Here is a 25,342-nt window from a genome sequence, read left to right as displayed (position 1 = left end):
TACGCGGAGCGTCGATCGGGTAATGCGGCACGCCAGAAGCGAGAGGGAGGCTGCCGTGGGCGCGGTCACACAGGCGTTACGACGACCCTTGGGTCACTTCACCGAGCGGACCCTCGCCGGCCTGGCGATCGTGCTCGGTGCCGGGGTCGGTTTCGGGGTGCTCCTCGTGCTGGTGCGGACCCGGTGGTCCCCGCTCTACGACGTCGACCACGGCGTGGCCCAATGGCTCAACGACCTGGTCGCCCCGCACGGGCCGCTGGTGACCGTGCTCAACGCGCTCACCGACCTCGGCGGGCGGGCCGTCATCATCTGGCTGGTGTCGGTGGCCGTGGTCGGTCTGCTGATCCGCAAGCAGGGCCGGCTCGCGGTGTTCCTGATCGTCACCGGCGTCGGCGCCCTCGTCCTCGACCCGGCGCTCAAGACGCTGGTGGACCGGCTGCGTCCCGAGGTGGAGGTGCCCATCGGCACGTACGCCGGGGACAGCTTCCCCAGCGGGCACGCGCTCGGCTCGATGGTCGCCTACGGGGCGCTGCTGCTGGTCTTCCTGCCGGCCATGTCGCGCCGCTGGCGCAAGCCCGCGATCGCACTGGTCGCCCTCGTCGTGTTCCTCATCGGCCTGACCCGGATCGCGTTGGGCGTGCACTTCGTCTCGGACGTGCTCGGGGCCTGGCTGCTCGGCGCCGCCTGGCTCGGCGTCACCGCGTACGCCTTCCGGCTCTGGCGCATCGAGCGCGGCCGTCCGGTCCCGGCGTTGACCGACGGGCTGGAGCCGGAGGCCGCGCACGACGTGGCGCCCGCCCCGGACGAGGCGCACCTGCTGCCGCACCCCCGGGCCGCCGTGTTCGAGCTGATCGTCGGCTGGGTGCTGATCCTCGGTGCGCTCTACGGCTTCGGCATGTTCGTCAGCTACCACGCCGGCGGCACCTTCTTCGCCACCCTGGACACCGACGTGCCGAGGTGGTTCGCCGAGCACCGCACCCCCGGCCGGGACGACTTCAGCTACTGGTGGAGCAAGGTCGGCGACACCCACGCCATCCTGCTCATCTCGCTGGTCTTCTGCCCGCTCGTGCTCGCCGTGTGGCGGCGCTGGCGACCGGTGCTGTTCGTGGCGCTGACCATGTTCGGCGAGCTCACCCTCTTCCTCGCCTCCGCCGCCGCGGTCGACCGGCCGCGACCGCCGGTCGGCAACCTCGACGGGCCGATGCCGACCTCCTCGTTCCCGTCCGGCCACATCGCCGCCACGCTCTGCGTCTGGGTGGCGATCGCGGTGATCGTCTTCCCGCGTACCGACCGGTGGTGGCGATGGGTCTTCGTGGCGCTGGCGGTCGTGATGCCGGCCGGCGTGGCGATCAGCCGGATGTACCGGGGCATGCACCACCCCACCGACTTCATGGGCGCGATCATCCTCACCACCCTCTGGATCGGACTGCTCTACTGGGTGGTCCGCCCCAACGAGGACCTGCGCGAGGGCAACCGGCCGAGCATCGAGTCCGAGGACGTGGACACCCTCGACGACGAGCTGGCCAAGGCCGGCCGGGTGGACTGACGCCGCCGATGCTGCGGGCGATGACCTGGAACATCCGCACCGGCGGACGGGACTCCGGCGGCGTCGACCGGCGGGACCTGCTGGTGCGGGTTGTCGCCGCCGAGCGGCCGGACGTGCTGGCGTTGCAGGAGTTGCGGGGCTTCGACGACCGGCCGGCCGCTGCGCCTGCCCCCGTCGGTGGTCGCCGCGCAGGGGCGGGCGGCGTGCTCGCCGACTTCGCGGGCCGGGTGGGGATGCGTCCCCACCTGGCCCGTTCCTGCTTCGGCCAGCCGGTGGCGGTGCTGCTCCGTCCCCCGCTGCGGGTCCTGAACGCCACCCGGGTGCGTCGGCCGTTCCACCACGCGGCGCAGCGGGTCACCGTGTCGACCACCGCCGGCCCGCTGACGGTGCTGAGCGTGCACCTCGACCCGTACTCGGGGCTGCGGCGGCGCGTCGAGGCGGGCTGGGCCGCCGCCGCGCTGCACCGCGCGCCGGGGGAGCTGGGGCTGCTGGCCGGCGACCTCAACACCCTCGACCCGGTCGCCGAGCACACCGACCGCGTCGCCCGGCTCCCGGCCGCGTACCGCCGTCGTCACCTGCGCCGCGACGGGCGGACGGTGGAGACCCGGGCGGTGGCCCGGCTGCTCGCCGCCGGCCTGGTCGACCTGTACGCGGCGGGTGGCGGGCCGGCCGACGGCACGGCGGACGCCGGGCTGACCGCGCCCACCCGCCACGGCGGCGGCGCGGAGTTCTCGGGCATGCGGCTGGACTACCTGTTCGGCACCGCCGCGCTCGCCGGGCGGGTGCGGGACTGTCGGGTGCTCCGCGGTGGCGACACCGAGTACGCCTCCGACCACTACCCGGTCGTCGCGGACCTGGACCTCGACCCGACGTGACGACCGGCCGCCCGCGGCCTCGTTCCGCCCCCGGCCTCGTTCCGCCCGACGGGCCGCGACGCTGGGGGATTGCCGGTACGGATTACCGTGAGCCCGTGATCAACCCGCCGAGCCCGGAGCCGGGGCGCACCGGGTCGCCGCCCGATCCGTTGCTGGTCGCCGTCGCCCGGGGGATCGCGCTGGTCGTGGTGGTGCCCGTCCGGCTGCTCTGGGAGCTGGTCGCGACCGTCGGCCGTTGGCTGCACCGCTGGCTGCTCGCGCCGGTCGGCCGGTTCCTGGACCGCTGGCTGCTGCGTCCGCTGGGCTGGCTGCTGCGGATCCTGGTGTGGGTGCCGCTGGTGTGGCTCGGCCGCGGCCTGGGCTGGCTGTTGCGGACGCTGGTGTGGGTGCCGCTGGTGTGGTTGGGGCGCGGGCTGGCCTGGCTGGCCCGGACGCTGGTCTGGGTGCCGCTGGCCTGGCTGGCGTACCACCTGATCTGGCTTCCGGCGCGCTGGCTGGCCCGGCTCCTCGCGCCGCTCGGACGCCTGCTCCTGGCCGGGCTCGCGGCGGTCGGCCGGTGGCTGGTGGCGGCGGGCCGGGTGCTGCTGGACGCGCTGCGATGGGCGTGGTGGGCGGCCGGTCGGCTGCTCTGGTGGTGCTACGCGCTCACCCTGCGGCCGTTCGTGCTCGGGGCGGGCTGGCTCTGGCGGCACGCCGTCCGCCCGGTGGGCCGGGCGGTGGCCGCCGCGTGGCGGGCGACGGTGTCGCCGGCCGTCCGCTGGGTGCGTCGCGCCGTCGTGGACCCGGTGCGCCAGGCGACCCGTGAAGCGCTGACCGCCCTGGGCCTGCGCGGCTGACCCGGCCGCGGCCCCGATGAGCGGGCCGAGCGAGATCTTGGTACGGAACGGCCCCTCCAGGGGCCGCTTCCTACCAAGATCTCCAGCGCGGGGAGCCGGAGACAGCGCGGGGAGCCGGAGACAGCGCGGGGAGCCGGAGCCGCGGGGGCTACAGCAGCAGGTTGAGCAGGACGGTCAGGACGACCGACGCGACGATCGAGAAGAGGATCATCAGCAGGCAGCCGAGGCCGCCGCCGGCCGGGCGGATCTCCGTGTTGCCGATACGCATGGGATCACCTGTTCGTCAGCGAGGGGGCGAGGAGGGCTCGGATCGCGTCGGCGATCTGCGCCGGTGCGGTGGTGGCGACGTTGTGCGCGGCGCCCGGCACGGTGACCGTACGGGCGTGCGGCACCAGCCGGCCCACCTGCGTACGCCAGGACGGCGGCACGACCGGGTCCCGGGAGCCGGTGACCACCAGGGTGGGCGCGGCGATGCGCACCAGGTCCGCCTCGATCCCGTTGCGCACGGAGTGCGACAGCGTCGCGTGCACCCGCCAGGGGCGGGCGTCGAGGACGTCCCGGAGCAGGATCGGCGCCTGCAACGGCGCCTCACGCAGGGTGTCGACCAGCCAGCGCCCGAACTGTCCCCGGCGGGAGCGGGCGGCGGGATCGCTGGTCGGCCCGGCGAGCACCACGGCCCGGACCGCGTCGGGATGCCGGGCGGCGAGCGCCGCGACGACCTCCGCGCCGAACGAGTGCCCGAGCAGGCAGACGGGCGGCATCCGGTACGCGGCCAGCCAGGCGGCCAGGTGCCCGGCGTGCTCGCGCACGTCGTACGCCCGGCCGGGGCGCTCGGTCAGCCCGAAGCCGGGCAGGTCGGGCACGTACACCGGATGGGTGTCGGCCAGCGCCAGGGCGAGCGGGGTCAGGTAGCGGTGGGAGACCGCCAGCCCGTGCACCAGCACGACCGGGGTGGCGGCCGTGCCGGGGTCGCCCGCGCGGCGGGTGTGCGTACGCAGCCCGTCGACCAGCCGCCACTCGCTGGTCAGCCCGGCGGCCGGCTTCGGGGCGGCCAGTGCGACGCGCAGCTCCGCCGGACCGAACCGGCCCGGTGGGGTCGCCCGGGGCCGCCGGGCCGGTGTCGCCCTCACAGCTCGCGCAGCCTCGGCAGGAGCTGCTCCTGCGCCCAGTCCAGGAACATCGGCTGCGTCTCGCCGCCGACCTGCACGATCGCCACGTGCGTGAAGCCGGCGTCGACGAACTTGCGGAACGCCTCGACGTGCCCGTCCACGTCCGGCCCGCAGGAGATCCCCTCGGCCACGTCCTCCTCGCGGACGAACTGGGTGGCGGCCGCGAACGACTCCGGCCCCGGCAGGTCGGCGTTGACCTTCCAGCCCATCCCGAACCAGCGGAACTGGTCGTGCACGATCTTGCGGCACTCCGCCTCGTCCGGGCCGTAGCAGATGGCCACCTGCCCGTAGCGGGGCTGCCCGGCGCCGCCGGCCTCGTCGTACATCTCGATGATGTGCGGGTCCGGCTCGGTGGCGACGAGGCCGTTGCCGTACTCGGCGGCGAGGGTGACCGACTGGCGGCCCGAGGCGGCGACGGCCATCGGCACGGGCCGGGACGGCCGGTCCCAGACGTAGGCGTCGGGGACGTCGTAGTGGTTGCCCGAGAAGGTCAGCGTCTCCCCGTTGAGCAGGGGACGGATGATCTGGAGCGCCTCCTCGAACATCTCGTGGCGCTGCTGCACGTGTGGCCAGCCGCCGACCACGTGCTCGTTGAGGTTCTCGCCCGCGCCCAGGCCGAGGGTGAACCGGCCGTCCGAGAGCACCCCGATCGTGCTGGCCTTCTGCGCCACGACCGCCGGGTGGTAGCGGCGGATCGGGCAGGTGACGAAGGACATCAGCTCAGCCCGGCTGGTGGCGTGCGCGACCGCGCCGAGCACCGACCAGGCGTACGGGGAGTGGCCCTGCGAGTCCAGCCAGGGGTAGTAGTGGTCGGAGATGACGAGCTGGTCGAAGCCGGCCGCCTCCGCCCGTACCGCGTAGTCGACCAGTTGCTTGGGGCCGGCCTGCTCGCACATCAGGGTGTAGCCGACGTTGACCATGGGTGTCTCCTTCCGACCCGGGCGGATCATCCCCGGATACCCCGCGAAGCCCCGGCCAACCCCCGCGACCGACGCCGGTGGTCCTCTGCTTAACCGGTTCATTGCGTGACCGGCCGACGCGGCCTACGCTGATCCCTGCGCCGCCGGGAGCCGGGCGGCGGCTGTCGGGCTGCAGCCGCCATCCCCTGTGACGTCCCACCCCCATTCGGGCAGCGGGGGTCCTCCCTTGAGGAAGGCCATGAAGAAGAGACTCTCCGCCGCCGGCGCGGCCCTGCTCGCGTTGCTGGTCGCCGTGCTGGCGTTCGGCCAGCCCGCGCGGGCCGCGACCGGCTTCTCCGTCGCCGACGGCAAGCTCTACGACGCCAACGGCAGCGAGTTCGTGATGCGCGGCGTCAACCACGCGCACACCTGGTACCAGCAGCAGACCAGCTCCTTCGCCAACATCAAGGCGCTCGGGGCGAACACGGTGCGGGTGGTGCTGGCCAGCGGCCAGCGGTGGGCGAAGAACGACACCGCCGACGTCGCCAACGTCATCTCGCTGTGCAGGGCCAACCGGCTGATCTGTGTGCTGGAGGTCCACGACACCACCGGCTACGGCGAGCAGAGCGGGGCGGCCACCCTCGACCAGGCGGTCGACTACTGGCTCAGCGTCTCCGGCGCCCTCGCCGGCCAGGAGAAGTACGTCATCGTCAACATCGGCAACGAGCCGTACGGCAACCAGGGCTACGGCACCTGGGCGACCGACACCGCCGACGCGATCAAGCGGCTGCGGGCTGGCGGCCTGACGCACACCATCATGGTCGACGCCCCCAACTGGGGCCAGGACTGGTCGTTCACCATGCGCGACAACGCCGCGTCGGTCTTCGCGGCCGACCCGCAGCGGAACACCGTCTTCTCCATCCACATGTACGGCGTCTTCGACACCGCCGCCGAGGTCAGCGACTACCTCGGCCGGTTCCGCGCCGCCAAGCTGCCGATCGTGGTCGGCGAGTTCGGCTTCGACCACTCCGACGGCAACCCCGACGAGGACGCCATCCTCTCCTACAGCCAGGCCAACGGGATCGGCTACCTGGGCTGGTCCTGGAGCGGCAACGGTGGTGGCGTCGAGTACCTCGACATGGTCACCAGCTTCAACCCCGCCGCGCTGACCACGTGGGGGCAGCGCATCTTCAACGGCGCGAACGGGATCAAGGCCACCGCGAAGGAGGCGACGGTCTTCGGCAGCACCCCACCGCCGACGAGCCCGCCGCCGAGCACGCCTCCGCCCACGACCCCGCCCCCCACCACGCCCCCGCCCACGACCCCGCCGCCGAGCACGCCGCCGCCGGGCGGCTGCACCGCGACGTACACGGTGGTCAACCAGTGGCAGGGTGGCTTCCAGGGCGAGGTGAAGGTGACCGCCGGCTCGGCGGCGATCAACGGCTGGACGACGAGGTGGACGTTCGCCAACGGCCAGACCGTCAGCCAGTCCTGGAGCACCGTCCTGAGCAGCAGCGGGGCGACCGTCACGGCCCGCAACGCCGACTGGAACGGTCGGCTGGGTGCCGGGGCCAGCACCAGCTTCGGCTTCATCGCCAGCGGGAACGGCACCACCGCCGCGCCCGCGGTGACCTGCACCGCGAGCTGAGGTAGCCGCCCCCACCGGTGGCCGGGTCCGCACAGGCCCGGCCGCCGGTGGGACCTCGCGCTGCGCGAGGGTGAGCGCGCCGACCGCTGCCGAGCTGCGCCGTCCGTGGGACCGCCCGCGCGACCACGGACCGGCAGTCTCGTTCCCCGTCCATGCGGGCAGCTCGACAGCGACGACACGCTCTGTCCGCCCCCCGACGAGCGCGTGGTGACCCCGGCACCCGCCAGGCCCCCGGGGAGGGCCTACGCGGTGTGCGTCAGCGCCTCAGCCTCCGGTCCGGGCATTGGCCAGCCGGGCGGCGCGCATCGTCAGGTACCGCTGCTCGGGCAGGCTCGCGGTCAGTCCGGCGGCGACCCGGTACGCGGCCACCGCCCGCTCCCGGTCGCCGGCCATCTCGTGCAGGTGGGCCCGGGCGGCGGGCAGCCGGTGGTGTCCGGCGAGCCGGGGGTCGGCGTCCAGCGCGTCCAGCGCCGCCAGGCCGGCGGCCGGGCCGTGCACCATGGCGGTCGCCACCGCACGGTTTAGGGAGACGACGGGGTTGCCCGAGACGCGTTCCAGCACCTCGTAGAGGGCGAGGATCTGCGCCCAGTCGGTCTCCCCGGTGCTGGGCGCCTCGTCGTGCAACGCGGCGATGGCCGCCTGGAGCTGGTAGGGCCCGACCGGCCCGCGCGGCAGCGCCCAGGTCACCAGGGCGACCCCCTCGGCGATCGCCGCCGCGTCCCACCGGGAGCGGTCCTGGTCGGCCAGGGAGACCAGCTCGCCCGAGGGACCGGTGCGCGCGGCGGCGCGAGCGTCGGTGAGCAGCATCAACGCCAGCAGCCCGGCGACCTCGGCGTCGTCGGGCAGGAGCGCGCCCAGGGCACGGGTCAGCCGGAGGGCCTCCTCCGACAGGTCCACCCGGCGCAGGTGGGTGCCCAGGCTGGCGGTGTGCCCTTCCGTGAAGATCAGGTAGAGCACGTGCCGCACGGCGGCCAGCCGGGCCTCCCGGTCGGCGGGCTCGGGCATCCGGAACGGGACGCCCGAGGCGCGGATGCGCTGCTTGGCGCGGCTGATCCGCTGGGCCATGGTGGCCTCGGGCACGAGGAAGGCACGGGCGATCTCGGCCGTGGTCAGGCCGCCGACCGCCCGCAGGGTCAGCGCGATCGCCGACGCCGGCGTGAGGGCCGGATGGCAGCAGAGGAAGAGCAGCGTCAGGGTGTCGTCCCGATCCGCGGCCAGTTCCTCGTCCGGCGGTGGCGCGGCGCGCCGGTCGTCCGGCTCGCGGCGGGCGGCGAGGTCCTCGCGCCGCCGCCGCGCCGTCTCGCCGCGGACCAGTTCGACCATCCGCCGGTACGCGACCTGGATGAGCCAGCCGCGCGGGTTGTCGGGCGTCCCCTCCACCGGCCACTGGGTGGCCGCCGCCAGCAGCGCCTCCTGCACGGCGTCCTCGGCGGTGACGAAGTCACCGAAGCGGCGGGTGAGCACGCCGAGGACCTGCGGCGCCAGTTCGCGCAGCAGGTCCTCGACGCAGGAGGCGGCGTCCAGTCGTCACATCTCCTGCGGGGGCGCCGACATGACCGGGCGCACCTCGATCGGCATGTTCAGCGGTCGACCGCCCGGACCGGGCGCGGTGGAGATGTGCGCGGCGAGCTCGACGGCCCGCCCCGGGCTGTCGCAGTCGACGATCCAGAAGCCGGCGAGGAACTCCTTGGTCTCGGCGAACGGCCCCTCGGTGACCACGGGCGCGCCGCCAGCGCCCGCCCGGACGATCCTCGCCTGGGCGGGCCCGGCGAGTCCCTCACCACCGACCAGCTCACCCTCGGCGATCAGCTTCTCGTTGACCTCGCCCATGAAGGCGACGTGCGCCCGGATCTCCTCGGGCTTCCACGTCTCGATCGGGGGAAAGTCCGTGTCGGCGGCGCTGAACTGCATCAGCAGCATGTACTTCACGTCTGGCTCCTCACGGCTGCGCACCCATCATCGGTGCTCTCACCCGTCGGTAGAAGCCGGCACCCCGGTTCTCGACATCCTCGGCGGAGAATTCTCCGGAGAGTTCCCCGCCGGCTCAGTCGGCGGCGGTGACCTCCAGCAGCACGGTCTGCTCGGGGTGCAGCGCCGGCATCTGGAGCCCGACGGTCGCCAGCACCGCGCCGCCGAGCGTCACGCCGCCGCCGCCGGCCAGCCAGCCCGGCTCGGTGAGCTGGAGGGTCGCGGGCTCGGGCACTCCGGCGGCGGGCCGCACCGCGTACCGGCGGCGGGGGTCGAGGCCGGGGAGCCGGACCGGTCCGGGCGTCTGGGTCACCGAGGTGGCCAGCCGGGCCACGGCGTACACCGCGTGGGAACCGTCGTGGGCGATGACGCCGTGCGCCCAGACGGCCGGGTCGGGGTGGTCGACGCGGACCACCCGGCCGGCGTGCAGCAGCGGGCGGAGCCGCTTGTGCAGCGCGACCCAGGCGGCCAGCTCGCGGCGCTGGGCGACACCGATCGCGCCGATGTCCCACTCGATGCCGTGGTGGCCGAAGAGCGCGGTCGCCGCCCGGAACCCCAGGTCGTGCACGCGGTGGGTGGTGTGCGAGCGCTCCGGCCCGATGTGGCTGCCGACGAGTTCGGGCGGCAGCAGCAGCCCCGTCCAGCGCTGGACGGCCAGCCGCTCCAGGGCGTCGTTGCAGTCGCTGGCCCAGACCCGCTCGGTGCGCCGCAGGATCTCCAGGTCCACCCGGGCGCCGCCGGAGGCGCAGCTCTCGATCTCCACGCCCGGATGGCGGCGGCGCAGCTCGTCGAGGAGCCGGTAGACCGCGAGGGTCTGCCCGTGCACGCCGGGGCGGCCGTGGTGACCCGCCTCGGTCAGGTCCCGGTTGTGGTCCCACTTGAGGTAATCGATGCCGGGGGGCGCGGTGAGCAGGGCGTCGAGCCGCTGAAGCAGGTAGGCGTACGCGGGCGGGTGGGCGAGGTCGAGCACCTGCTGGTGCCGCCACGTCGGCGGTAGCCGGCCGGGCGCCGACAGCACCCACTCGGGGTGGGCGCGGAACAGCTCGGAGTCCTGGTTGACCATCTCCGGTTCGACCCAGAGGCCGAACCGCATCCCGCGCCCGCGCACGTGCTCGACGAGCGGGTGCAGGCCGTCGGGCCAGACGCTCTCGTCGACGTACCAGTCGCCGAGGCCGGCGCGGTCGTGGCGACGCCCCCGGAACCACCCGTCGTCGAGCACGAACCGTTCCACCCCCACCTCGGCGGCGTGGTCGGCCAGCGCCCGCAGCCGGTCCAGGTCGTGGTCGAAGTAGACGGCCTCCCAGACGTTGAGGGTGACCGGGCGGGGCGTGCTCGGATGCTGTGGGCGGGCGCGCAGGTGGGTGTGCAGGACGTCGCTGAGCCCGTCCAGCCCTGTGTCGGAGAAGACGGCGTACAGCAGGGGAGTGGCGTACTCCCCGCCCGGGTCGAGCACCACCTCGCCGGGGGCGAGGAGCTCGCCGCCGCCGAGGACCGACTCGCCAGTCGGCCGCCGCTCGGCGAAGGTGACGTGGTCGCCGCTCCACGCCGTGTGCACCGCCCACACCTCGCCGTGGCCGAAGCCGAAGCCCGCCGTGCCGGCGACAAGCAGCAGGGTCGCGTCGTGCCCGGTGCGGCCGTGCCGGCCCTCGCGTACCCAGGTGCCCATCGGCCACGGATGCCGCTGCGGGGACCGCTCCCGGCACCACCGACCGGTCAGGTCGAGCAGCTCGGTGGCGACCGCCGGCACCGGCAGGACCGGCGTCAGCTCACGCAGCTCGTACGGGCGGTCGCCGGTGTTGCGCAGCCGGTGGCGCAGCAGCACCAGCCCGGTCGCGTCGAGCGTCAGCTCGACGGTCAGCGACAGCCCGGCGGCGGCGTCGGCCGCCCGGACGGTGACCCGGGCGGGACCGCTGCCGTCGTCGGCCACGTCGACGCCGTCGGGCCGGAAGGCGGTGGACCAGTCCCGGCGCTCGCGGTGCCCGGCCAGCGCGGGCCGGCCGCCCCAGCCAGCGGAGGCCTCGGGCAGCAGGGACAGCACCGTCGGCGTGTCGAAGCTGCTCGGTACGGCCGGCGCGACGGTGGCGTCGACCAGCGCGGGCAGGTCGCCGGCCGGGACCGGGCCGAGGTCGGCGCCCCAGTGCGCGATTCGGGGCAGCCCCGGGCCGCGCGCGTCGAGCACCAGGCTGGTCCGTTCACGGCGCAGGTGGACGATCGTCATCCCTTCGACGCTCCCAGGGTCAGGCCCCGGACGAACTGCCTCTGCAGGAGGAAGAAGACGACCAGGGTGGGGACGGCCACCAGCACCGAGCCGGCCGAGACGAGGTTGTTGTCGGTGAAGAACTCGCCGCGCAGGTTGTTCAGCGAGCTGGTCACCGGGAACTTGTCGCCGGTACGCATGAGCACGGTGGCCCAGAAGAACTCGTTGTAGATCCAGGTCACCTCGAGGGTGGCCAGGGCGGCGAGGGCCGGCCGGCACAGCGGCATGGTGAGCTGCCAGTACTGGCGCCAGACGCTCGCCCCGTCGACCATCGCGGCCTCGTAGAGGTCACGCGGCAGGGCCTTCATGTAGTTGCTGAGCACGAAGACGCAGAAGCCGCACTGGAAGGCGACGTTGACCAGGATCAGCCCCCAGTAGCTGTCGTAGAGCACCTCCGAGTCGCTCATGAACGCCGGCAGCGGCACCTGCGTGAAGAGCCGGAACAGCGGGATGAGCAGGGCCTGCTGGGGCAGCAGGTTCGCGGCGGTGAACAGGCCGAGCAGGACGACGTTGGTCTTCCAGCCGAACCGGGCGATGACGAACGCCACGCACGAGGCGAGGAAGAGGGTCAGCAGCACCGCCGGCACGGTGATGTAGACGGAGTTGAGGAAGTGCTTGCCGAACTCCGCGGTCCGCCAGGCGGTGACGTAGTTGTCGAGGGTCCACCCGCCGAGCGACACGTATCCGTTGGCGGCCGTGTACTCGTAGGAGCGCAGCGAGGTCAGCACGGCCCAGAGAATCGGGAAGAGCCAGCCGACCGCCACCGCCGCCAGGAAGACGTGCAGCACCACCCGGGCCGGGCGCGGCGGCGGACGCCGCCGGGGTGCGGGGGCGGCCCGGGTCACGGTCGCGGTGTTCATCGGCGTCCCTCCCGCAGCACGGTCGCCAGGTAGACGGTGATGAAGAGCAGCGAGACGACCAGCATGATCGTCGCCAGCGCGGAGCCGAAGCCGATCCGGCTCGCCTCGCCCACCACGTTCTGGGTGACCAGGGCCGAGAGCAGTTCCAGGCCGTTGCGGCCCTTGTTGATGACCCAGACCAGGTCGAACGCGCGCAGCGACTCGATCACCGTCACCACCAGCACGATGATGTTGATGGGTCGCAGGACCGGGAAGACCACCTGGAAGAACGTCCGGCCCTCCGACGCGCCGTCCACGGCGGCGGCCTCCCGCAGCGACGGGTCGACGCCCTTCAGCCCGGCCAGGTAGAGCAGCATGATGTAGCCGACGTGCCGCCAGCCGGCGGCCACCAGCACGGCCCAGATGTTGACGTCCGGGTCGCCGTACCAGTCGACGTCGGTGCCGAGGACGGCGTTGAGCAGGCCCTGGTCGCGGGAGTAGAGCAGCTGCCAGACGAAGCCGATCAGCGCCAGGGAGAGCACCACCGGCAGGTAGAGCGCGGTCTGGTAGAACCGGCTGCCGCGCAGCTCCTTGTCGAGCAGGACGGCCAGGAACATGCCGAACGGGGTGGCCACGGCGAACAGCGCCGCCAGCCAGAGCAGGTTGTTCTGCACGGCCGGCACGAACGGCGGGTAGTTCCGCACCACGTCGGCGTAGTTGCGCCCGCCGACCCACTCGATCTCGGAGATCGGGCCGATGCCGTCCCAGTCGGTGCCGGAGAGCAGCACGGTGGCGCCCGCCGGGAGCCAGACCAGGCCGACGACGAGCAGCAGCGGTACGGCCACCATGAGCGCGACGACCACGCGGTCGGTGCGGGACAGCAGCCGTACGCGCCGGCGGCGACCACCCGTGGGGGTGGGGGCGGCCTGCGGCGGCGGTGCGGCGCGATCCGCTTGGATCAGGGGCAGGTCGGACACGGTGCCCTCACCCTCTCGCCGTCAGTCCGTGAAGATCGACTTTTTCTGGTTCTCGATGCTGGACGTCAGCGCGCCGATGTCCTTCGGGTCCTTGATGAACTGCTGGAGCGCCGGGATGATCACCGTCGAGGCGAAGTCGGGGCGGGTGTCGCGGTCCAGGAACTGGGCGATCTCGGTGGCCGAGCCGACCAGCTCGGCGGCCTTGCGCTGCAGCGCGCTGTAGCCGCTGGTGTCAGCCTCGCCGTTGGCGACCAGCGTGCTCGGGTCGTTCTTGACGGTGATGTCCGCGGCGGCCTTCGAGCCGACGTACTCCAGCAGCTTCCTGGCGTTGGCCTCCTGCCTGGGCTTGCGGGCCATCATGTAGCCGTCGATGGGCGCGTCGAGGGCCTTGGCCCCGATCGCCGGGTCGATCTCGGGGAAGGTGAAGAAGTCGAGGTCGGCCAGCTCGCTGTCGTCGAACTGCTGGCCGACGAAGAGGCCGAGCAGGTACATGCCGCTCTTCTTCTGCTGCAGCGACTGGGCGGCCTCCTGCCAGGTCCGGCCGAGACTGTCGGGCTGGTGCAGGGGCAGCAGGCCGCGCCAGGTGTCGAAGACCTTCTTCACCTTCTCCGAGGTCCAGGACTCCTTGCCGGCCATCAGGTCGATGTGGAACTGGTAGCCGTTGATCCGCAGGTTGAGGATGTCGAAGGTGCCCATCGCGGGCCAGCCGTCCTTGTCGGCGAAGGCGATCGGGGTGAGGCCGTCCTTCTTCATCTGCCCGGCGAGGGTCGTCAGGTCGTCGAGGGTCCTCGGCACCTGGTAGCCGTTCTGCTGCCAGACCGACCTGCGGTAGAAGACGGCCCACGGGTAGTACGACGACGGCACGAAGTACTGCTTGCCGTCGTCCCCGGTCGACGCCTTGCGGAACGCGTCGGAAAGCCCGGAGAGCCTGCCCCAGACGTCGCTGAGGTCACCGGCGAGGCCCCGGGCGGCGAAGAACCGCATCCGATAGCCGGCGAACCACATGAACACGTCGTCCGGCCTGCCCTGGAGATAGTTGTTGATGTTCTCCTGGAACGTGTTGTGGTCGACGGTGTTGACGGCGACCTGGAGGCCGGACGAGGTCTGGAACCCGTCCACGACCTTCGCGACCACCTCCTTGGGCTTCGGGTCGGACTGGTTGGAGCCCAGCGACACGGTCTTGGCGCCGGATCCGCCGGAGTCCGAGCCGCAGCCGGCGAGCAGGCCCGTGCCGAGCAGCGCGGTGGTGCCGGCGGCACCGGCCAGCAGCGAGCGACGGCCGAGGCCGGCCACGGAGGGGGGTACGAGCCGGGCGAGGTATTCGTCTCGGGTGCGGGGACGGGACATGGTGCCTCCTGCGGATGAAGAGGTGCCCGAGGGCCGGCGGCGGCGGTGTCGCCGGCAATCGTGAACACACACCCGGATCCATCGCGAATCCACATTGGCGAACACGAATTGCCAGTGGCGCCTCAAGCTACCCGTCCTCCCGGTGCTGTCAAGGGGATGGCAACGAATCGACAACCGGGTCATAACAAGGACATCGAGAAGTAAACATTGTAAAGGTTATCGATGTTGGAACGTGTTGACTTGGTCGGCTCCGCCGGGCACGCTCTGCGTTCATGCGGCAATGGCAGGGTGAGCGAATCTTCTTCGGCGCCGACTACAACCCCGAGCAGTGGCCGGAGTCGACGTGGGCCGAGGACGTCGCGCTGATGCGCCGGGCCGGGGTGAACCTGGTGTCGGTGGGGATCTTCTCCTGGGCGCTGCTGGAACCCGCCCCCGGCACGTACGAGTTCGGCTGGCTGGACCGGGTGCTCGACGTGCTGCACGGTGGCGGGATCTCAGTCGACCTGGCCACCGCCACCGCCAGCCCGCCCCCGTGGCTGGCCCACCGGCACCCGGAGACGCTGCCCCGCCGCGCCGACGGCGCGATCCTCTGGCCCGGCGGACGGCAGGCGTACTGCCCCAGCTCCCCGGTGTTCCGCGAGCGGTCGCTGGCCCTGGTCGAGGCCCTCGCCACCCGGTACGCCGCGCACCCCGCCGTGGTGATGTGGCACGTCTCCAACGAGCTGGGCTGCCACAACGTGCACTGCTACTGCGACGTCAGCGCCGAGGCGTTCCGCGGCTGGCTGCGCGAGCGCCACGGCGACCTGGACGGGCTCAACGACGCCTGGGGCACCGCCTTCTGGAGCCAGCGCTACGGCGACTGGGCCGAGATCAACCCGCCGCGCACGGCGCCGACCTTCGCCAACCCCACCCAGCAGCTGGACTTCCTGCGCTTCTCCTCCGACGAACAGCGCGCCCAGCTGCGCGCCGAGGCCGAGGTGCTGCGCCGGCTCGTGCGCCAGCCGGTCACCACGAACTTCATGATCAGCAACAAGTACCTCGACTACCACTCCTGGGCGTCCGACGTGGACCTGGTCGCCAACGACCACTACCTCACCGCCGCCGACCCGCGCGCCCACGTCGACCTCGCTCTCGCGGCCGACCACACCCGGGGCGTCGCCGGCGGCGCGCCGTGGCTGCTGATGGAGCACTCGACCAGCGCGGTGAACTGGCAGCCGCGCAACGTCGCCAAGGTCCCCGGGCAGCTGCGCCGCAACAGCCTGGCACACGTGGCGCGGGGCGCGGACGGGGTGCTCTTCTTCCAGTGGCGGGCCTCCCGGGCCGGGGCGGAGAAGTACCACTCGGCCCTGGTCCCGCACGCCGGCGTCGAGACCAAGGTGTTCCGCGAGGTGTGCCGCCTCGGCACCGACCTACGGGCCCTCGCGGAGGTGCGCGGCAGCCGGGTCGAGGCCGAGGTGGCGATCCTGTTCGACTACGAGGCGTGGTGGGGTGCCGAGCTGGACTCGCACCCGAGCGTCGACGTCGCGTACGCCGACCGCCTCGCCGCGCTGCACGACGCGCTGTGGCGGGCCGGGATCACCGCCGACGTCGTGCACCCGTCGACCGACCTGTCCCGCTACCGGCTGGTGCTGGTGCCGACCCTCTACCTGGTGCGCGACGCGCACGCCGCGGCGCTGCGCGCGTACGTCGAGGCTGGCGGCACCGCCCTGGTCACCTACTTCAGCGGCATCGTCGACGAGCACGACCACGTCCGCCTCGGCGGCTACCCCGGGGCGTTCCGGGAGCTGCTGGGCGTCCGCGTCGAGGAGTTCTTCCCGCTGCGGGCGGGCGAGCGGGTCACCCTCGACGACGGTGGCGTCGCCGACGTGTGGACGGAGTGGCTGCACCCCGAGGGCGCGCAGGTGCTCGCCGCGTACGCCGACGGGCCCCTGCCGGGCGTGCCGGCGCTGACCAGGCACCCGGTCGGCGCGGGCGCGGCCTGGTACGTCGGCACCCGGCTGGACGCGGCGGCGACGGACCGGCTGGTCGCCCGGCTGGTGGCCGAATCGGGCGTACGCCCGGCGGCCGGCGCCCCCGCCGAGGTGGAGGTGGTCCGGCGGCGCGCCGGCGACCGTAGCTGGCTCTTCGTCATCAACCACACCGACGCCGACGCCCGGCTCGACGTCACCGGCGTGGAACTGCTGACCGGCGCGCCCTGCGCCGGTGACCTGGTCGTGCCGGCCGGTGAGGTGGCCGTGGTCCGCGAGGGCCCGCCCCCCGACGCGGCCCCGACGCCCTGACGGTGCCGGCCCGAAGGGAGACGTCGCCGATGCTGGCGCCGCAGCGGCAGGCCGCGATCCTCGAACTGGTCCACGTGCACGGCGGCGTGCGGGTCAGCCGGCTGGCGAGCCGGTTCGGCGTCTGCTGGTCGAGCCCGGCATGGCCGTCGCGCTCTCCGCGACCCGGTGCGCCCGCCCAGACCCCACCGGCGGTGCCGGCGCGCCTTCACAGGCACTTCACAGCACCTCCGGTTAGGGTCCCGGGAAGTTCAACGACCCGCTCCATGGTGGAGCGCGGTGTCTCTGCGCGGGAGTTCCGATGGTCTTCAAGAAGATGTTGAGCGCGTTCGGCGTGGGCGGGCCGAGCGTCGACACCGTCCTGACCAACCCGAACACCCGGCCCGGCCTGACCCTCGAGGGCCAGGTGAACCTGCTCGGCGGCGACGCGCCGGCCAACATCGAGCAGGTCGTCGTCGGCCTGGTCACCCGGGTCGAGATCGAGGGCCACGACACCGAGTACGCCGGCGTCATGGAGTTCCACCGGCTGCCGGTCAGCGGCCCGCTCCAGCTCGCCGCGAAGCAGCAGCTCGCCATCCCGTTCCAGCTCCCGATGCCGTGGGAGACCCCGATCACCGACGTCTACGGCCAGCGGCTGCGCGGCATGACGATGGGGCTGCGCACCGAGCTGGCCATCGCCCGGGCCGTGGACAAGGGCGACCTGGACCAGGTCAACGTGCACCCGCTGCCGGTGCACGAGCGGATCCTGGAGGCGTTTCAGCGGCTCGGCTTCCGCTTCAAGCACGCCGACCTGGAGCGCGGCCACATCCGGGGCACGCAGCAGACGCTGCCGTTCTACCAGGAGATCGAGTTCTTCGCCTCGCCCCAGTACGCGGGCACCATCAACGAGGTGGAACTGACCTTCGTCACCAGCCCGCACGGGGTCGAGGTGATCCTGGAGTGCGACAAGCGCGGCGGGTTCCTCACCGCCGGGCACGACGTCTTCGGTCACTACCGCGTCTCGCACACCGACGCCGACGGGACGGACTGGGTCCAGGTGGTCGACGGCTGGCTGCGGGAGACGACGTCGCGCTACGGCAGCCTGCGCGGCGCGCACGGGTTCGGCGGCCACGGCCACGGCCACGGTCGGGGCGTCGGCATGGGCGGCGTCGTGGCCGGCGCCGCGATGGGAGCCGTCGGGGGCATGATCGTCGGTGACATGATCGGCGACGCCTTCGAGGGCGACGGCGAGGACTTCGGCGGCTTCGAGGAGTAGGACCACACGCGACGGTGGCCCCCGGGACTGAAGTCCCGGGGGCCACCGCGTGCCGTGGTGCGGTTGCGCGGTGCCCGTCAGTGCCGGGCCTTGCGCTCCTCACCGCTGCGCCAGTTGCTGCCGGCCTTGGCCAGACCACGGCTACCGAGGTATCCGATGGTCAGCAGCGTGATCATGAACCAGGCGTTGTCGGCCCGGAAGATGTCCACCCCGGCCGAGTTCCGCCCGACGAGCTGCGAGGCGGCCAGCACGCCGATCACGGCCGCGATGTAGACCCAGAACTCGGTCGTCCGCAGCGACGGCTTGGTCTCCGTCCCGGGCGCCTGCATGGCCTCCCGGTGCCCGTCGTGCATCATCGGCATGGGACGGGTGGGCGTCTCCTGCATCGCCCTGTCCTGCATCGCCCGGTTGGGCGCGTCCTGCGTCGGCCGGTTCATGGGCCTGGTGGAAGCAGCCTGCGTGCTCATCTTGTCCTCCTCAGGATGCGATGAGTCGTACCTGCGTTCCCTCGCCCCGCTACCGCGTGTCGGCCACGGCACGGTTCGCGTGCTTGGCGGGGGCACCCGCCGTCTACCCGACCCGCCGGGACCAGTAACCCCCACGGCTCCCCGGATAGTCCGCCCACCCCACCCTCACCCCTCCGCCCCACCCCCCAGCCCTCCCCGGCCCCGGTAGGCCGGCGTCGATCATGCAGTTGTGGTTGGGGGACAAAACGCCTGAACGGGTATCTGACCGGCACCACGACTGCATGATCGACGGCGGCGTGGGGCTTGGGGTGGCGCGTCGGGGCGGGTTTGCCGGGCCAGTCGTCGGGCACGCAATTCGTACCGACACTTCTGCGAGGTGATGGACGTGCGTGAGGACGACATGCGACAGGAAGCCGCCCGGCAGGCCGAGGACCGGATCGCCGGCGGCGTGTACGGCGAGGGCGCCCTCGACGAGGTGACCGTGCCCCGCACCGACGTGCAGCGGGTCATCCAGGACGAGGACCCGGACGACCCCGCCCACGTACCGATCGACCCCGAGGTGCTGCGCGACGGCGGACCGACTCGCGGGCAGGGGGCGGTCACCACGACCGGCGGCACCGCCGGTCCGGCCAGCGCGCGCCGGGTGGCGCGCCAGCCCGAGCAGCACCGGGGCAAGGTGGCCCCGACCACCACGGGCGACGCCACCACCGGCGGCATGAGCACCCCGGCGGGCGGCTCCACCAGCGACCAATCCGGCCCCGCCAGCCAGGTCGGCGACTTCACCCCGGACTGACCGCCCACCCGGCCACGCCCTACCCGGCCCACCCCGCCCCCTCCCACCCCGCTCCCTCCCGGCCCGACCCACCGGGTCGATCATGAGGTTGGCGGCGGTTGTAGAGATCAACACCGCCGTCAACCTCATGATCACCGGTGCCCAGTGCCCAGTGCCCAGTGCCCAGTGCCCAGTGCCCAGTGCCCAGTGCCCAGTGCCCGGTGCCCGGGGGCCGCGGGGGTCGGGGGGCGGGTGGGGAGGCGGGGGAAGGTGGGTGGGGTTGGTGGGTCAGGTGGGGCGGAGGATGCCGAGGCGCTGGGTGGCGCGGGTGAGGGCGACGTAGAGGTCGCTGCGCCCGCGGGGCGACTCCGCCACGATGCGGCCGGGGTCGACCAGGAGGACCGAGTCGAATTCGAGGCCCTTGGCCTGGCCGACGGTGAGCACCACCACGCGGCTCTCCAGCTCCGGGTCCTCGCCGACGGCCGCCTCGGGCAGGGCGGCGGTGAGCGCGGCGCCCAGCTCGTCGACCCGGCCGGTCGGCACGATCACGCCGAGTCGGCCGTCGTCCAGGTCGGTCGCCTCCCGCGCGGTGGCGGCCACCAGTTCCGCCGCCAGGCGCTCCGGCGGCACCGCGCGGTCCCACGGCGGCACCCCGCTGGAGCGTACGGAGCGGGGCGGGCGCAGTGCCGGATCGATCTCGGCGAGCACCTCGGCGGCGACCGCCATGACCTCCGCCGGGGTGCGGTAGCTGACGGTCAGCTCCTCCAGCCGCCAGCGCTGCGCCACGTACGGCTCCAGCGCGTCGGCCCAGGACGGGGTGCCGGCCAGCGCGCCGGTCTGCGCCACGTCGCCGACGATGGTCATCGATCGGCTCGGGCAGCGGCGCATCAGCAGTCGCCAGGCCATGGGCGAGAGCTCCTGCGCCTCGTCGACGATGACGTGCCCGAACGCCCAGCGCCGGTCGGCGGCGGCCCGCTGGGCGGTGGTCAGCCGGTCCGCCTCCTCCTGCCGTTCCAGCAGCCGGTCGGCGTCGAGCAGGTCGGTGACGCCGAGGATCTCACCGCCGTCGGCCTCGTCCTCCACGTCGATGGAGCGGGAGCCCCGGGCGATCTCCAGCACGCCCTCGGCGTACTCCCGTTGCAGGGCCCGGATCCGTTCCCGGCGGGCGGCGGCGGCCCGCTCGTCCTCGCCGAGCAGCTCGGCCGCCTCGTCGAGCAGCGGCACGTCGGCCGGCGTCCAGCCGCCCGGCTCGCGGTGCAGCACGGCCCGCTCGGCGTCGGTGAGCATCGACGCGGCGACCGCGATCCGTTCGGTGCTGGCGTACAGGTCGGCGAGCAGGCGCTGCGGGGTGAGCACCGGCCAGAACTCGTCCAGCACGGCCCGCACCTCGGGCTCCTCGCGCAGTTCGCGGCGGATCTCGGCCACGTCGGCCTCGTCGAGCAGGTTCTCCCCGCCCAGCGGGTCCGCGCCGATCCGCTCGGCGACCTGGGCCGCGAGGGCGTGGACGATCTCGACGTCGAAGAGGGCCCGCGCCAGGTTGTGCGGGCGCCCGGAGCGGCGGGCCCGGTCCCGGGCGGCCCGGACGGTCTCCGGGTCGAGCCGCAGCACCTCCTGCTGCGGCAGCTCGATCTCCAGCGGCTCGTCGGGCACCCACTGCCGGTCCCGCACGGCGGCGGCCAGCACCTCGACCATCACCGCCCGGCCCTTGAGCGCCGCGGTCGCGGGGGGTTCGGCGCGGCGGGCGCTGACGCCCGGGAAGAGGTCGCCCTGCGTGCGCAGCAGCACGCCCGTCTCGGCCAGCGCCGGCAGCACCTGGGAGATGTAGCGCAGGAACGTGGCGTTCGGGCCGACCATGAGCACGCCCCGGGTGGAGAGCTGCTCCCGGTGGGTGTAGAGCAGGTACGCGGCGCGGTGCAGCGCGACGGCGGTCTTGCCGGTGCCGGGGCCACCCTGCACCACCAGCACGCCCGGCAGGTCGGCGCGGATGATCCGGTCCTGTTCGGCCTGGATGGTCTCGACGATGTCGCGCATCCGGCCGGTGCGCCCGGCGTTGAGCGCCGCGAGCAGCGACGCCTCGCCGGTCAGTTCCTCGTGCGCGGTGGGGGAGGCGGTGGACAGGTCCAGCACCTCGTCGTTGAGCGCGACCACCTTGCGGTCCCGGGTGCGCAGGTGCCGGCGGCGGCGTACGCCCTGCGAGTTGGCCGCGGTGGCGAGGTAGAAGGCGCGCGCCGCCGGGGCACGCCAGTCCATCAGCAGCGGGTCGTAGTCGCCACGAGTGTCGAAGATCCCGATCCGGCCGATGTAGTGGGGGCCGCCGGTGTCGGTGTCGAGCCGGCCGAAGCAGAGGCCGCTCTCCACCGCGGAGAACTGTTCGACCTGGTCGGCGTACATCCGCACGGTGCTGTCGCGCTGGGAGCGGGCCTGCTGGGTGCCACCGGTCGCCCGCAGCTCGTCGGTCAGCCGGTCGGCGGCCTGCTCGCGCAGCTCGTCCAGCCGGCGATAGAGCATCGAGACGTATTCCTGTTCGCGGCCGATCTCGTCGTCGGACTGCGATTCGGTGGAATCGGCGGAATGCCTTGACAAGCCCTCTCCCATTGGGTTAGCATCTCTCTCGGAACGGCTTTCGAGAGCCGTTCTTTTTTGTTGCCTGAATTGAGAAAGATACCGTGCGCCGGGCTTCTCGACCAACCACATCGGGCAACGCCACGGGCGGCGCCGCGCAGACAGCGGGGGCCCGCCGTGTGGCGGGCCCCCGGACTGCCGGTCCTCAGCCCCGGGCGACCTCGTAGAGCCGCTCCGGCGTCACCGCACCGGCGATCAGCCGGCCGTCGTCGGTGAGCAGCACGCTGAACAGCTTCCCCGTCAGCAGCCGGCCGCTGCCCCAGTCGCCGCTGACCTTCGGCAGCGCGCCGAGCAGCGCCGCCGGGCCGTCGGTCGGTCCGTCGCCGGCCGACCCCGCGCCGGGCCGCCCGGGGGTGGCCGCGGCCTTGTCGGGCGCGCCGTCGAGCCGCGCGACCACCACCGTGGCCCAGCTCTCGCCGACGGTACGCACGTCCGGCCGCCCGCCGTCCGCGCGCCGCTTCCCGTGCTCGTCGGCGGGCTGCCTGCCGGCGGTCTCCTCGGTCACCTTCACCCCGGGCGGCGGGTTGAAGGTGAACTGGTCGGCGTCGGGCCGGGCGTACGACACCTGGGTGAAGGCCATCTCGAAGGCCGGCTTGTCGCTGCCGTCGGCGAAGACCTCGAAGCGCAGCGGCACGTGCTGCCGCGCGTCGATGGCGATGCGCACCTGGTGCACCAGCGAGGCGGCGTCGCGCGGGGCGAGCACCAGCTCGTACGCGTCACGGCCGGCGACCGTGGCGGACCGGCCGACGCTCACCTCGGTGCTGGGGCCGATCGCCGCCAGGGCCCGGTCGGCCGCCTCCCCGGGGGTGACCGGCAGCTGCGGGGTCTCGGCCCCGGCCGCGCCCTCGGGCAGCGTGCGGTGGGTGGCGGTGTTGGCGCGGCTGTTCCAGGCCCACACGTCCCGGCCGTTGCGGACGACGTCGTGCTCGCCGAGCGTGTCGACCAGCGCGACGCGCTGCCGGTCGGGGCCGGAGTGCCAGACCCGCAGCGTGTGCGTGCCGGTCAGCAGGCCGGTCAGGCCGTCGCCGCCCACCAGGCCGGCCAGCGGCGGCAGGCCCAGGTCGGCGCGTTGCACGACCGTGCCGGAGAGCCCCTCCAGCCGCGAGGTCTGCAGGTCGACCAGGAGTTGGGCGGCGGTACGTGGCGGCAGGCTGGGCTCGGCCTGGGCGGCGAACGTGCCGAGCGCGGCGCCGCCGCCGATGACGGTCGCGACGGCGGTCACCGGGACCAGCCAGCGCAGGACGGGACGGCTCTTCAAAACGGACATGGGACACCTCCTGCCGGACATCCTGCCTCCTGCACGCTGTGAGGGCGCTGAGGACGACCGTGGGACCCCGCGTCGGGGTGGCACCCTTGAGGCGTGCGGTTGCTGGTGGTGGAGGACGAGTCGCGGCTGGCGTCCGCCCTGCAACGGGGCCTGCAGGCCGAGGGATTCGCGGTGGACGTGGCGGCGACCGGCCCGAAGGGGCTCGACGCGGCCCGCCACGGCGGGTACGACGCGATGATCCTGGACGTGATGCTGCCCGGCCTCTCCGGCTACGAGCTGGTGCGCCGGCTGCGCGCCGAGGAGCACTGGCTGCCGGTGCTCATGCTCTCGGCCAAGGACGGCGAGTACGACCAGGCCGACGGGCTGGACTGCGGCGCCGACGACTACCTCACGAAGCCCTTCTCGTACGTCGTGCTGCTGGCCCGGCTGCGGGCCCTGTTGCGCCGGGGCGCCCCCGAACGCCCGACGGTGCTCGCGGTCGGCGACCTGCGGCTCGACCCGGCCCGGCGGCGGGTGACCCGGGCCGACGCCGAGGTCGCGCTGACCAGCCGCGAGTTCGCGCTGCTCGACTACCTGATGCGCCGCCCCGGCGAGGTGGTCTCCAAGATCGAGCTGCTGGACCACGTCTGGGACGCCGGCGTCGAGACGGCGCCCAACGCGGTCGAGGTCTACGTCGGGTACCTGCGGCGCAAGATCGGCCGGGAGCGGCTGGAGACGGTCCGGGGCGCCGGCTACCGGCTCGCCCCGTGACGCGGGGGGTGCGCGGGCGCCTGCGTGCCGCGCGCGGACTGCGCGGGCGGCTGATGGCCGTCGGGGTGCTCGGCGTGTCGGGGGGACTGGCCGTCGGCGGGCTCGTCCTGCTCGCCGTGCTGGGCTGGGCCCTGCAACGCGCCGTGGACACCGAGGCGTTCCGGACCGCCGACGCGGTCGCGCTGCTCGCCGCCGAGGAGGTCCTGCCCGACCCGCTGCCGGTGGCCGGGGGACAGGTCCGGGTGCAGGTGATCGACGCCGCCGGCCGGGTACGGGCCGCCTCGATCGACGCCGACCGGCTGGTGCCCATGGTGTCGCCGCGGGACCTCGACGCGGGCGCCCGGCAGCGGCTCACGGTGTCGGGGGAGCGGGTCGGCCTGGCCGGGCCGGTGCGCGTGGTGGCCGTGCCGGCGGGCACCGCCGCCGACCCCCGCACGGTGCTGGTGGCCCGGTCGCTGGCGGACGTGCGGCAGAGCGCGCGGGTGGTGCGGACCATCCTGCTGGTGAGCTTCCCGCTGCTGGTCGCGGTGCTCGCCGCCGTGGCCTGGCGGGTCGTCGGCGCGACGCTGCGCCCCGTCGAGGCGCTGCGCCGGGGAGCCGAGGAGATCACCGGGCGGGACGGGGGCGGGCGGCTGCCCGTACCGGCGTCGCAGGACGAGATCCACCGGCTGGCGGTCACCCTCAACGGGATGCTGGGCCGGCTCGAGTCGGCCCGCGACCGGCAACGGGCGTTCGTCGCCGACGCCGCGCACGAGCTGCGCAGCCCGCTGACGAACATCCGTACCGAGCTGGAGGTCGCCCGGCGGCTGGCCGAGCGGACGGACTGGGCGGCGGTGTCGGCGAACCTGCTCACCGACACCGAGCGGCTCGGTCGGCTCGTCGACGACCTGCTGCTGCTGGCCCGGCTGGACGAGCGGCCGGCGGCGCGGGCCACCGGGCCGGTCGAGCTGGGGGCCCTGCTGGCGGCGGTGGCCGCCCGGTACCCGTCGCCGCCGGTGCGCCTCGACGTGCCGGTGGCGCCGCTGTGGACCGAGGGGGACGCCGACGAGCTGCGGCGGATCCTGACCAACCTGGTCGACAACGCGGTCCGGCACGCCCACGGCGAGGTGGTGCTGGCCGCCGGTCCCCCCGTCGAGGGCGGCGACGCCAGCCTGGCAGCGGGAGGCGGCGGGCCGGGCCGGGGTACGGGGGACGGTGGGCCGGCCGGCCGGGGGGCGGGCGGTGACGGTGCCGTGGCGTACCACCTGGTGACGGTGACCGACGACGGGCCGGGGATTCCGGCCGCGGACCGGGAGCGGGTCTTCGGCCGGTTCACCCGGCTCGACGACGCCCGGGCGCGCGACGACGGCGGGGCCGGCCTCGGCCTGGCCATCGTGCGTGAGCTGGTCCGCCGGGCCGGCGGCGGAATCGACCTGACCGACGCCCACCCCGGCCGGGCCGCGGGCCCGGGCCTGCGGGTACGGCTGCTGCTGCCGGCCCTGCCCGGGTCGGAGCGACCCTGACGGACGGCGGCACCCCGGGAGCCAGGCCCGGCCCGGCGCCGGCGTGCTGCAGCCGGCGCCGGCCCGCGGC

Annotated in this window: 20 protein-coding genes; 9 read left to right on the top strand and 11 right to left on the bottom strand. The window is 73.7% G+C overall.

Going from position 1 to position 25,342, the window contains the following annotated elements; translation table 11 throughout:
• The first annotated feature begins 55 nt into the window (after positions 1-55).
• The 3 genes from V6U77_RS08415 to V6U77_RS08405 all read left to right on the top strand — a co-directional run bounded on the left by V6U77_RS08415 (position 56) and on the right by V6U77_RS08405 (position 3,257).
• Positions 56-1,546 carry a phosphatase PAP2 family protein gene (locus V6U77_RS08415; RefSeq protein ID WP_442934399.1) on the top strand — a complete coding sequence of 497 codons (1,491 nt, stop codon included), beginning with the start codon at positions 56-58 and terminating at the stop codon, positions 1,544-1,546.
• A gap of 8 nt (positions 1,547-1,554) precedes the next feature.
• Positions 1,555-2,421, top strand: a complete 867-nt coding sequence (locus tag V6U77_RS08410) for an endonuclease/exonuclease/phosphatase family protein (protein WP_334605667.1) — start codon at positions 1,555-1,557, stop codon at positions 2,419-2,421.
• Positions 2,422-2,516: 95 nt separating this feature from the next.
• Positions 2,517-3,257, top strand: coding sequence for a hypothetical protein (locus V6U77_RS08405; RefSeq protein ID WP_334605666.1), 741 nt, complete (start codon positions 2,517-2,519; stop codon positions 3,255-3,257).
• Between the two features lie 272 nt (positions 3,258-3,529).
• Here V6U77_RS08405 and V6U77_RS08400 read toward each other — a convergent pair whose 3' ends face one another.
• The gene (locus V6U77_RS08400; RefSeq protein WP_334605665.1) at positions 3,530-4,387 is read right to left on the bottom strand and encodes an alpha/beta fold hydrolase; all 858 of its coding nucleotides are present in this window, start codon (positions 4,385-4,387) and stop codon (positions 3,530-3,532) included.
• A complete protein-coding gene (locus V6U77_RS08395; protein WP_334605664.1) occupies positions 4,384-5,346 on the bottom strand; it encodes a TIGR03557 family F420-dependent LLM class oxidoreductase in 963 nt (320 codons plus the stop codon). The genes V6U77_RS08400 and V6U77_RS08395 overlap by 4 nt, the downstream gene beginning before the upstream one ends.
• Positions 5,347-5,584: 238 nt before the next feature.
• Between V6U77_RS08395 and V6U77_RS08390 the strand changes: the two genes are divergently transcribed.
• Positions 5,585-6,973 (top strand): cellulase family glycosylhydrolase, encoded by a 1,389-nt coding sequence (locus V6U77_RS08390; RefSeq protein WP_334605663.1) that lies wholly within the window; start codon positions 5,585-5,587, stop codon positions 6,971-6,973.
• A gap of 264 nt (positions 6,974-7,237) precedes the next feature.
• Here V6U77_RS08390 and V6U77_RS08385 read toward each other — a convergent pair whose 3' ends face one another.
• The 6 genes from V6U77_RS08385 to V6U77_RS08360 all read right to left on the bottom strand — a co-directional run bounded on the left by V6U77_RS08385 (position 7,238) and on the right by V6U77_RS08360 (position 14,361).
• Positions 7,238-8,497 (bottom strand): RNA polymerase sigma factor, encoded by a 1,260-nt coding sequence (locus V6U77_RS08385; protein WP_334605758.1) that lies wholly within the window; start codon positions 8,495-8,497, stop codon positions 7,238-7,240.
• Positions 8,498-8,500: 3 nt separating this feature from the next.
• Positions 8,501-8,893, bottom strand: coding sequence for a YciI family protein (locus V6U77_RS08380; RefSeq protein WP_334605757.1), 393 nt, complete (start codon positions 8,891-8,893; stop codon positions 8,501-8,503).
• A 124-nt stretch (positions 8,894-9,017) separates the two neighbouring features.
• Positions 9,018-11,159, bottom strand: a complete 2,142-nt coding sequence (locus V6U77_RS08375; RefSeq protein WP_334605662.1) for an alpha-galactosidase — start codon at positions 11,157-11,159, stop codon at positions 9,018-9,020.
• A complete protein-coding gene (locus tag V6U77_RS08370) occupies positions 11,156-12,058 on the bottom strand; it encodes a carbohydrate ABC transporter permease (protein ID WP_334605661.1) in 903 nt (300 codons plus the stop codon). Before V6U77_RS08370 ends, V6U77_RS08375 begins: the two co-directional genes overlap by 4 nt.
• Positions 12,055-13,014: a carbohydrate ABC transporter permease gene (locus V6U77_RS08365; protein ID WP_334605660.1), complete on the bottom strand. Its 960-nt coding sequence runs from the start codon at positions 13,012-13,014 to the stop codon at positions 12,055-12,057. Before V6U77_RS08365 ends, V6U77_RS08370 begins: the two co-directional genes overlap by 4 nt.
• A 21-nt stretch (positions 13,015-13,035) precedes the next feature.
• On the bottom strand, positions 13,036-14,361 hold the full coding sequence (locus V6U77_RS08360) for an ABC transporter substrate-binding protein (protein WP_334605659.1): 1,326 nt from the start codon (positions 14,359-14,361) through the stop codon (positions 13,036-13,038).
• Between the two features lie 272 nt (positions 14,362-14,633).
• Here V6U77_RS08360 and V6U77_RS08355 point away from each other — a divergent pair, with 272 nt between their 5' ends.
• Together V6U77_RS08355 and V6U77_RS08345 are read left to right on the top strand one after the other, a co-directional pair.
• Entirely contained in the window at positions 14,634-16,640 is a 2,007-nt protein-coding gene (locus V6U77_RS08355) for a beta-galactosidase (RefSeq protein ID WP_334605658.1), read from the top strand.
• Positions 16,641-16,938: 298 nt separating this feature from the next.
• Complete coding sequence (locus V6U77_RS08345; protein WP_334605657.1) at positions 16,939-17,892, top strand: sporulation protein; 954 nt, start codon at positions 16,939-16,941, stop codon at positions 17,890-17,892.
• A gap of 77 nt (positions 17,893-17,969) precedes the next feature.
• On the opposite strand, the gene V6U77_RS08340 is transcribed toward V6U77_RS08345, so the two are convergent.
• Positions 17,970-18,359, bottom strand: coding sequence for a hypothetical protein (locus V6U77_RS08340; RefSeq protein WP_334605656.1), 390 nt, complete (start codon positions 18,357-18,359; stop codon positions 17,970-17,972).
• Between the two features lie 385 nt (positions 18,360-18,744).
• Here V6U77_RS08340 and V6U77_RS08335 point away from each other — a divergent pair, with 385 nt between their 5' ends.
• Positions 18,745-19,152 (top strand): hypothetical protein, encoded by a 408-nt coding sequence (locus V6U77_RS08335; RefSeq protein WP_334605654.1) that lies wholly within the window; start codon positions 18,745-18,747, stop codon positions 19,150-19,152.
• A 267-nt stretch (positions 19,153-19,419) separates the two neighbouring features.
• On the opposite strand, the gene V6U77_RS08330 is transcribed toward V6U77_RS08335, so the two are convergent.
• Both V6U77_RS08330 and V6U77_RS08325 read right to left on the bottom strand, forming a co-directional pair.
• A complete protein-coding gene (locus tag V6U77_RS08330) occupies positions 19,420-21,639 on the bottom strand; it encodes a HelD family protein (protein WP_442934403.1) in 2,220 nt (739 codons plus the stop codon).
• A 259-nt stretch (positions 21,640-21,898) separates the two neighbouring features.
• Positions 21,899-23,020, bottom strand: coding sequence for a LolA family protein (locus tag V6U77_RS08325; protein ID WP_334605651.1), 1,122 nt, complete (start codon positions 23,018-23,020; stop codon positions 21,899-21,901).
• 93 nt (positions 23,021-23,113) lie between these two features.
• Between V6U77_RS08325 and V6U77_RS08320 the strand changes: the two genes are divergently transcribed.
• Both V6U77_RS08320 and V6U77_RS08315 read left to right on the top strand, forming a co-directional pair.
• On the top strand, positions 23,114-23,770 hold the full coding sequence (locus tag V6U77_RS08320) for a response regulator transcription factor (RefSeq protein ID WP_334605649.1): 657 nt from the start codon (positions 23,114-23,116) through the stop codon (positions 23,768-23,770).
• A 53-nt stretch (positions 23,771-23,823) separates the two neighbouring features.
• The gene (locus tag V6U77_RS08315) at positions 23,824-25,272 is read left to right on the top strand and encodes a sensor histidine kinase (protein WP_334605756.1); all 1,449 of its coding nucleotides are present in this window, start codon (positions 23,824-23,826) and stop codon (positions 25,270-25,272) included.
• Positions 25,273-25,342 lie beyond the last annotated feature (70 nt).

The sequence above is a fragment of the Micromonospora sp. CPCC 205546 genome, from assembly GCF_036902715.1.
GTDB lineage: Bacteria > Actinomycetota > Actinomycetes > Mycobacteriales > Micromonosporaceae > Micromonospora.
Note: the sequence above shows the minus strand (reverse complement) of the source record. Positions and strands in the feature narration are given on the sequence as shown.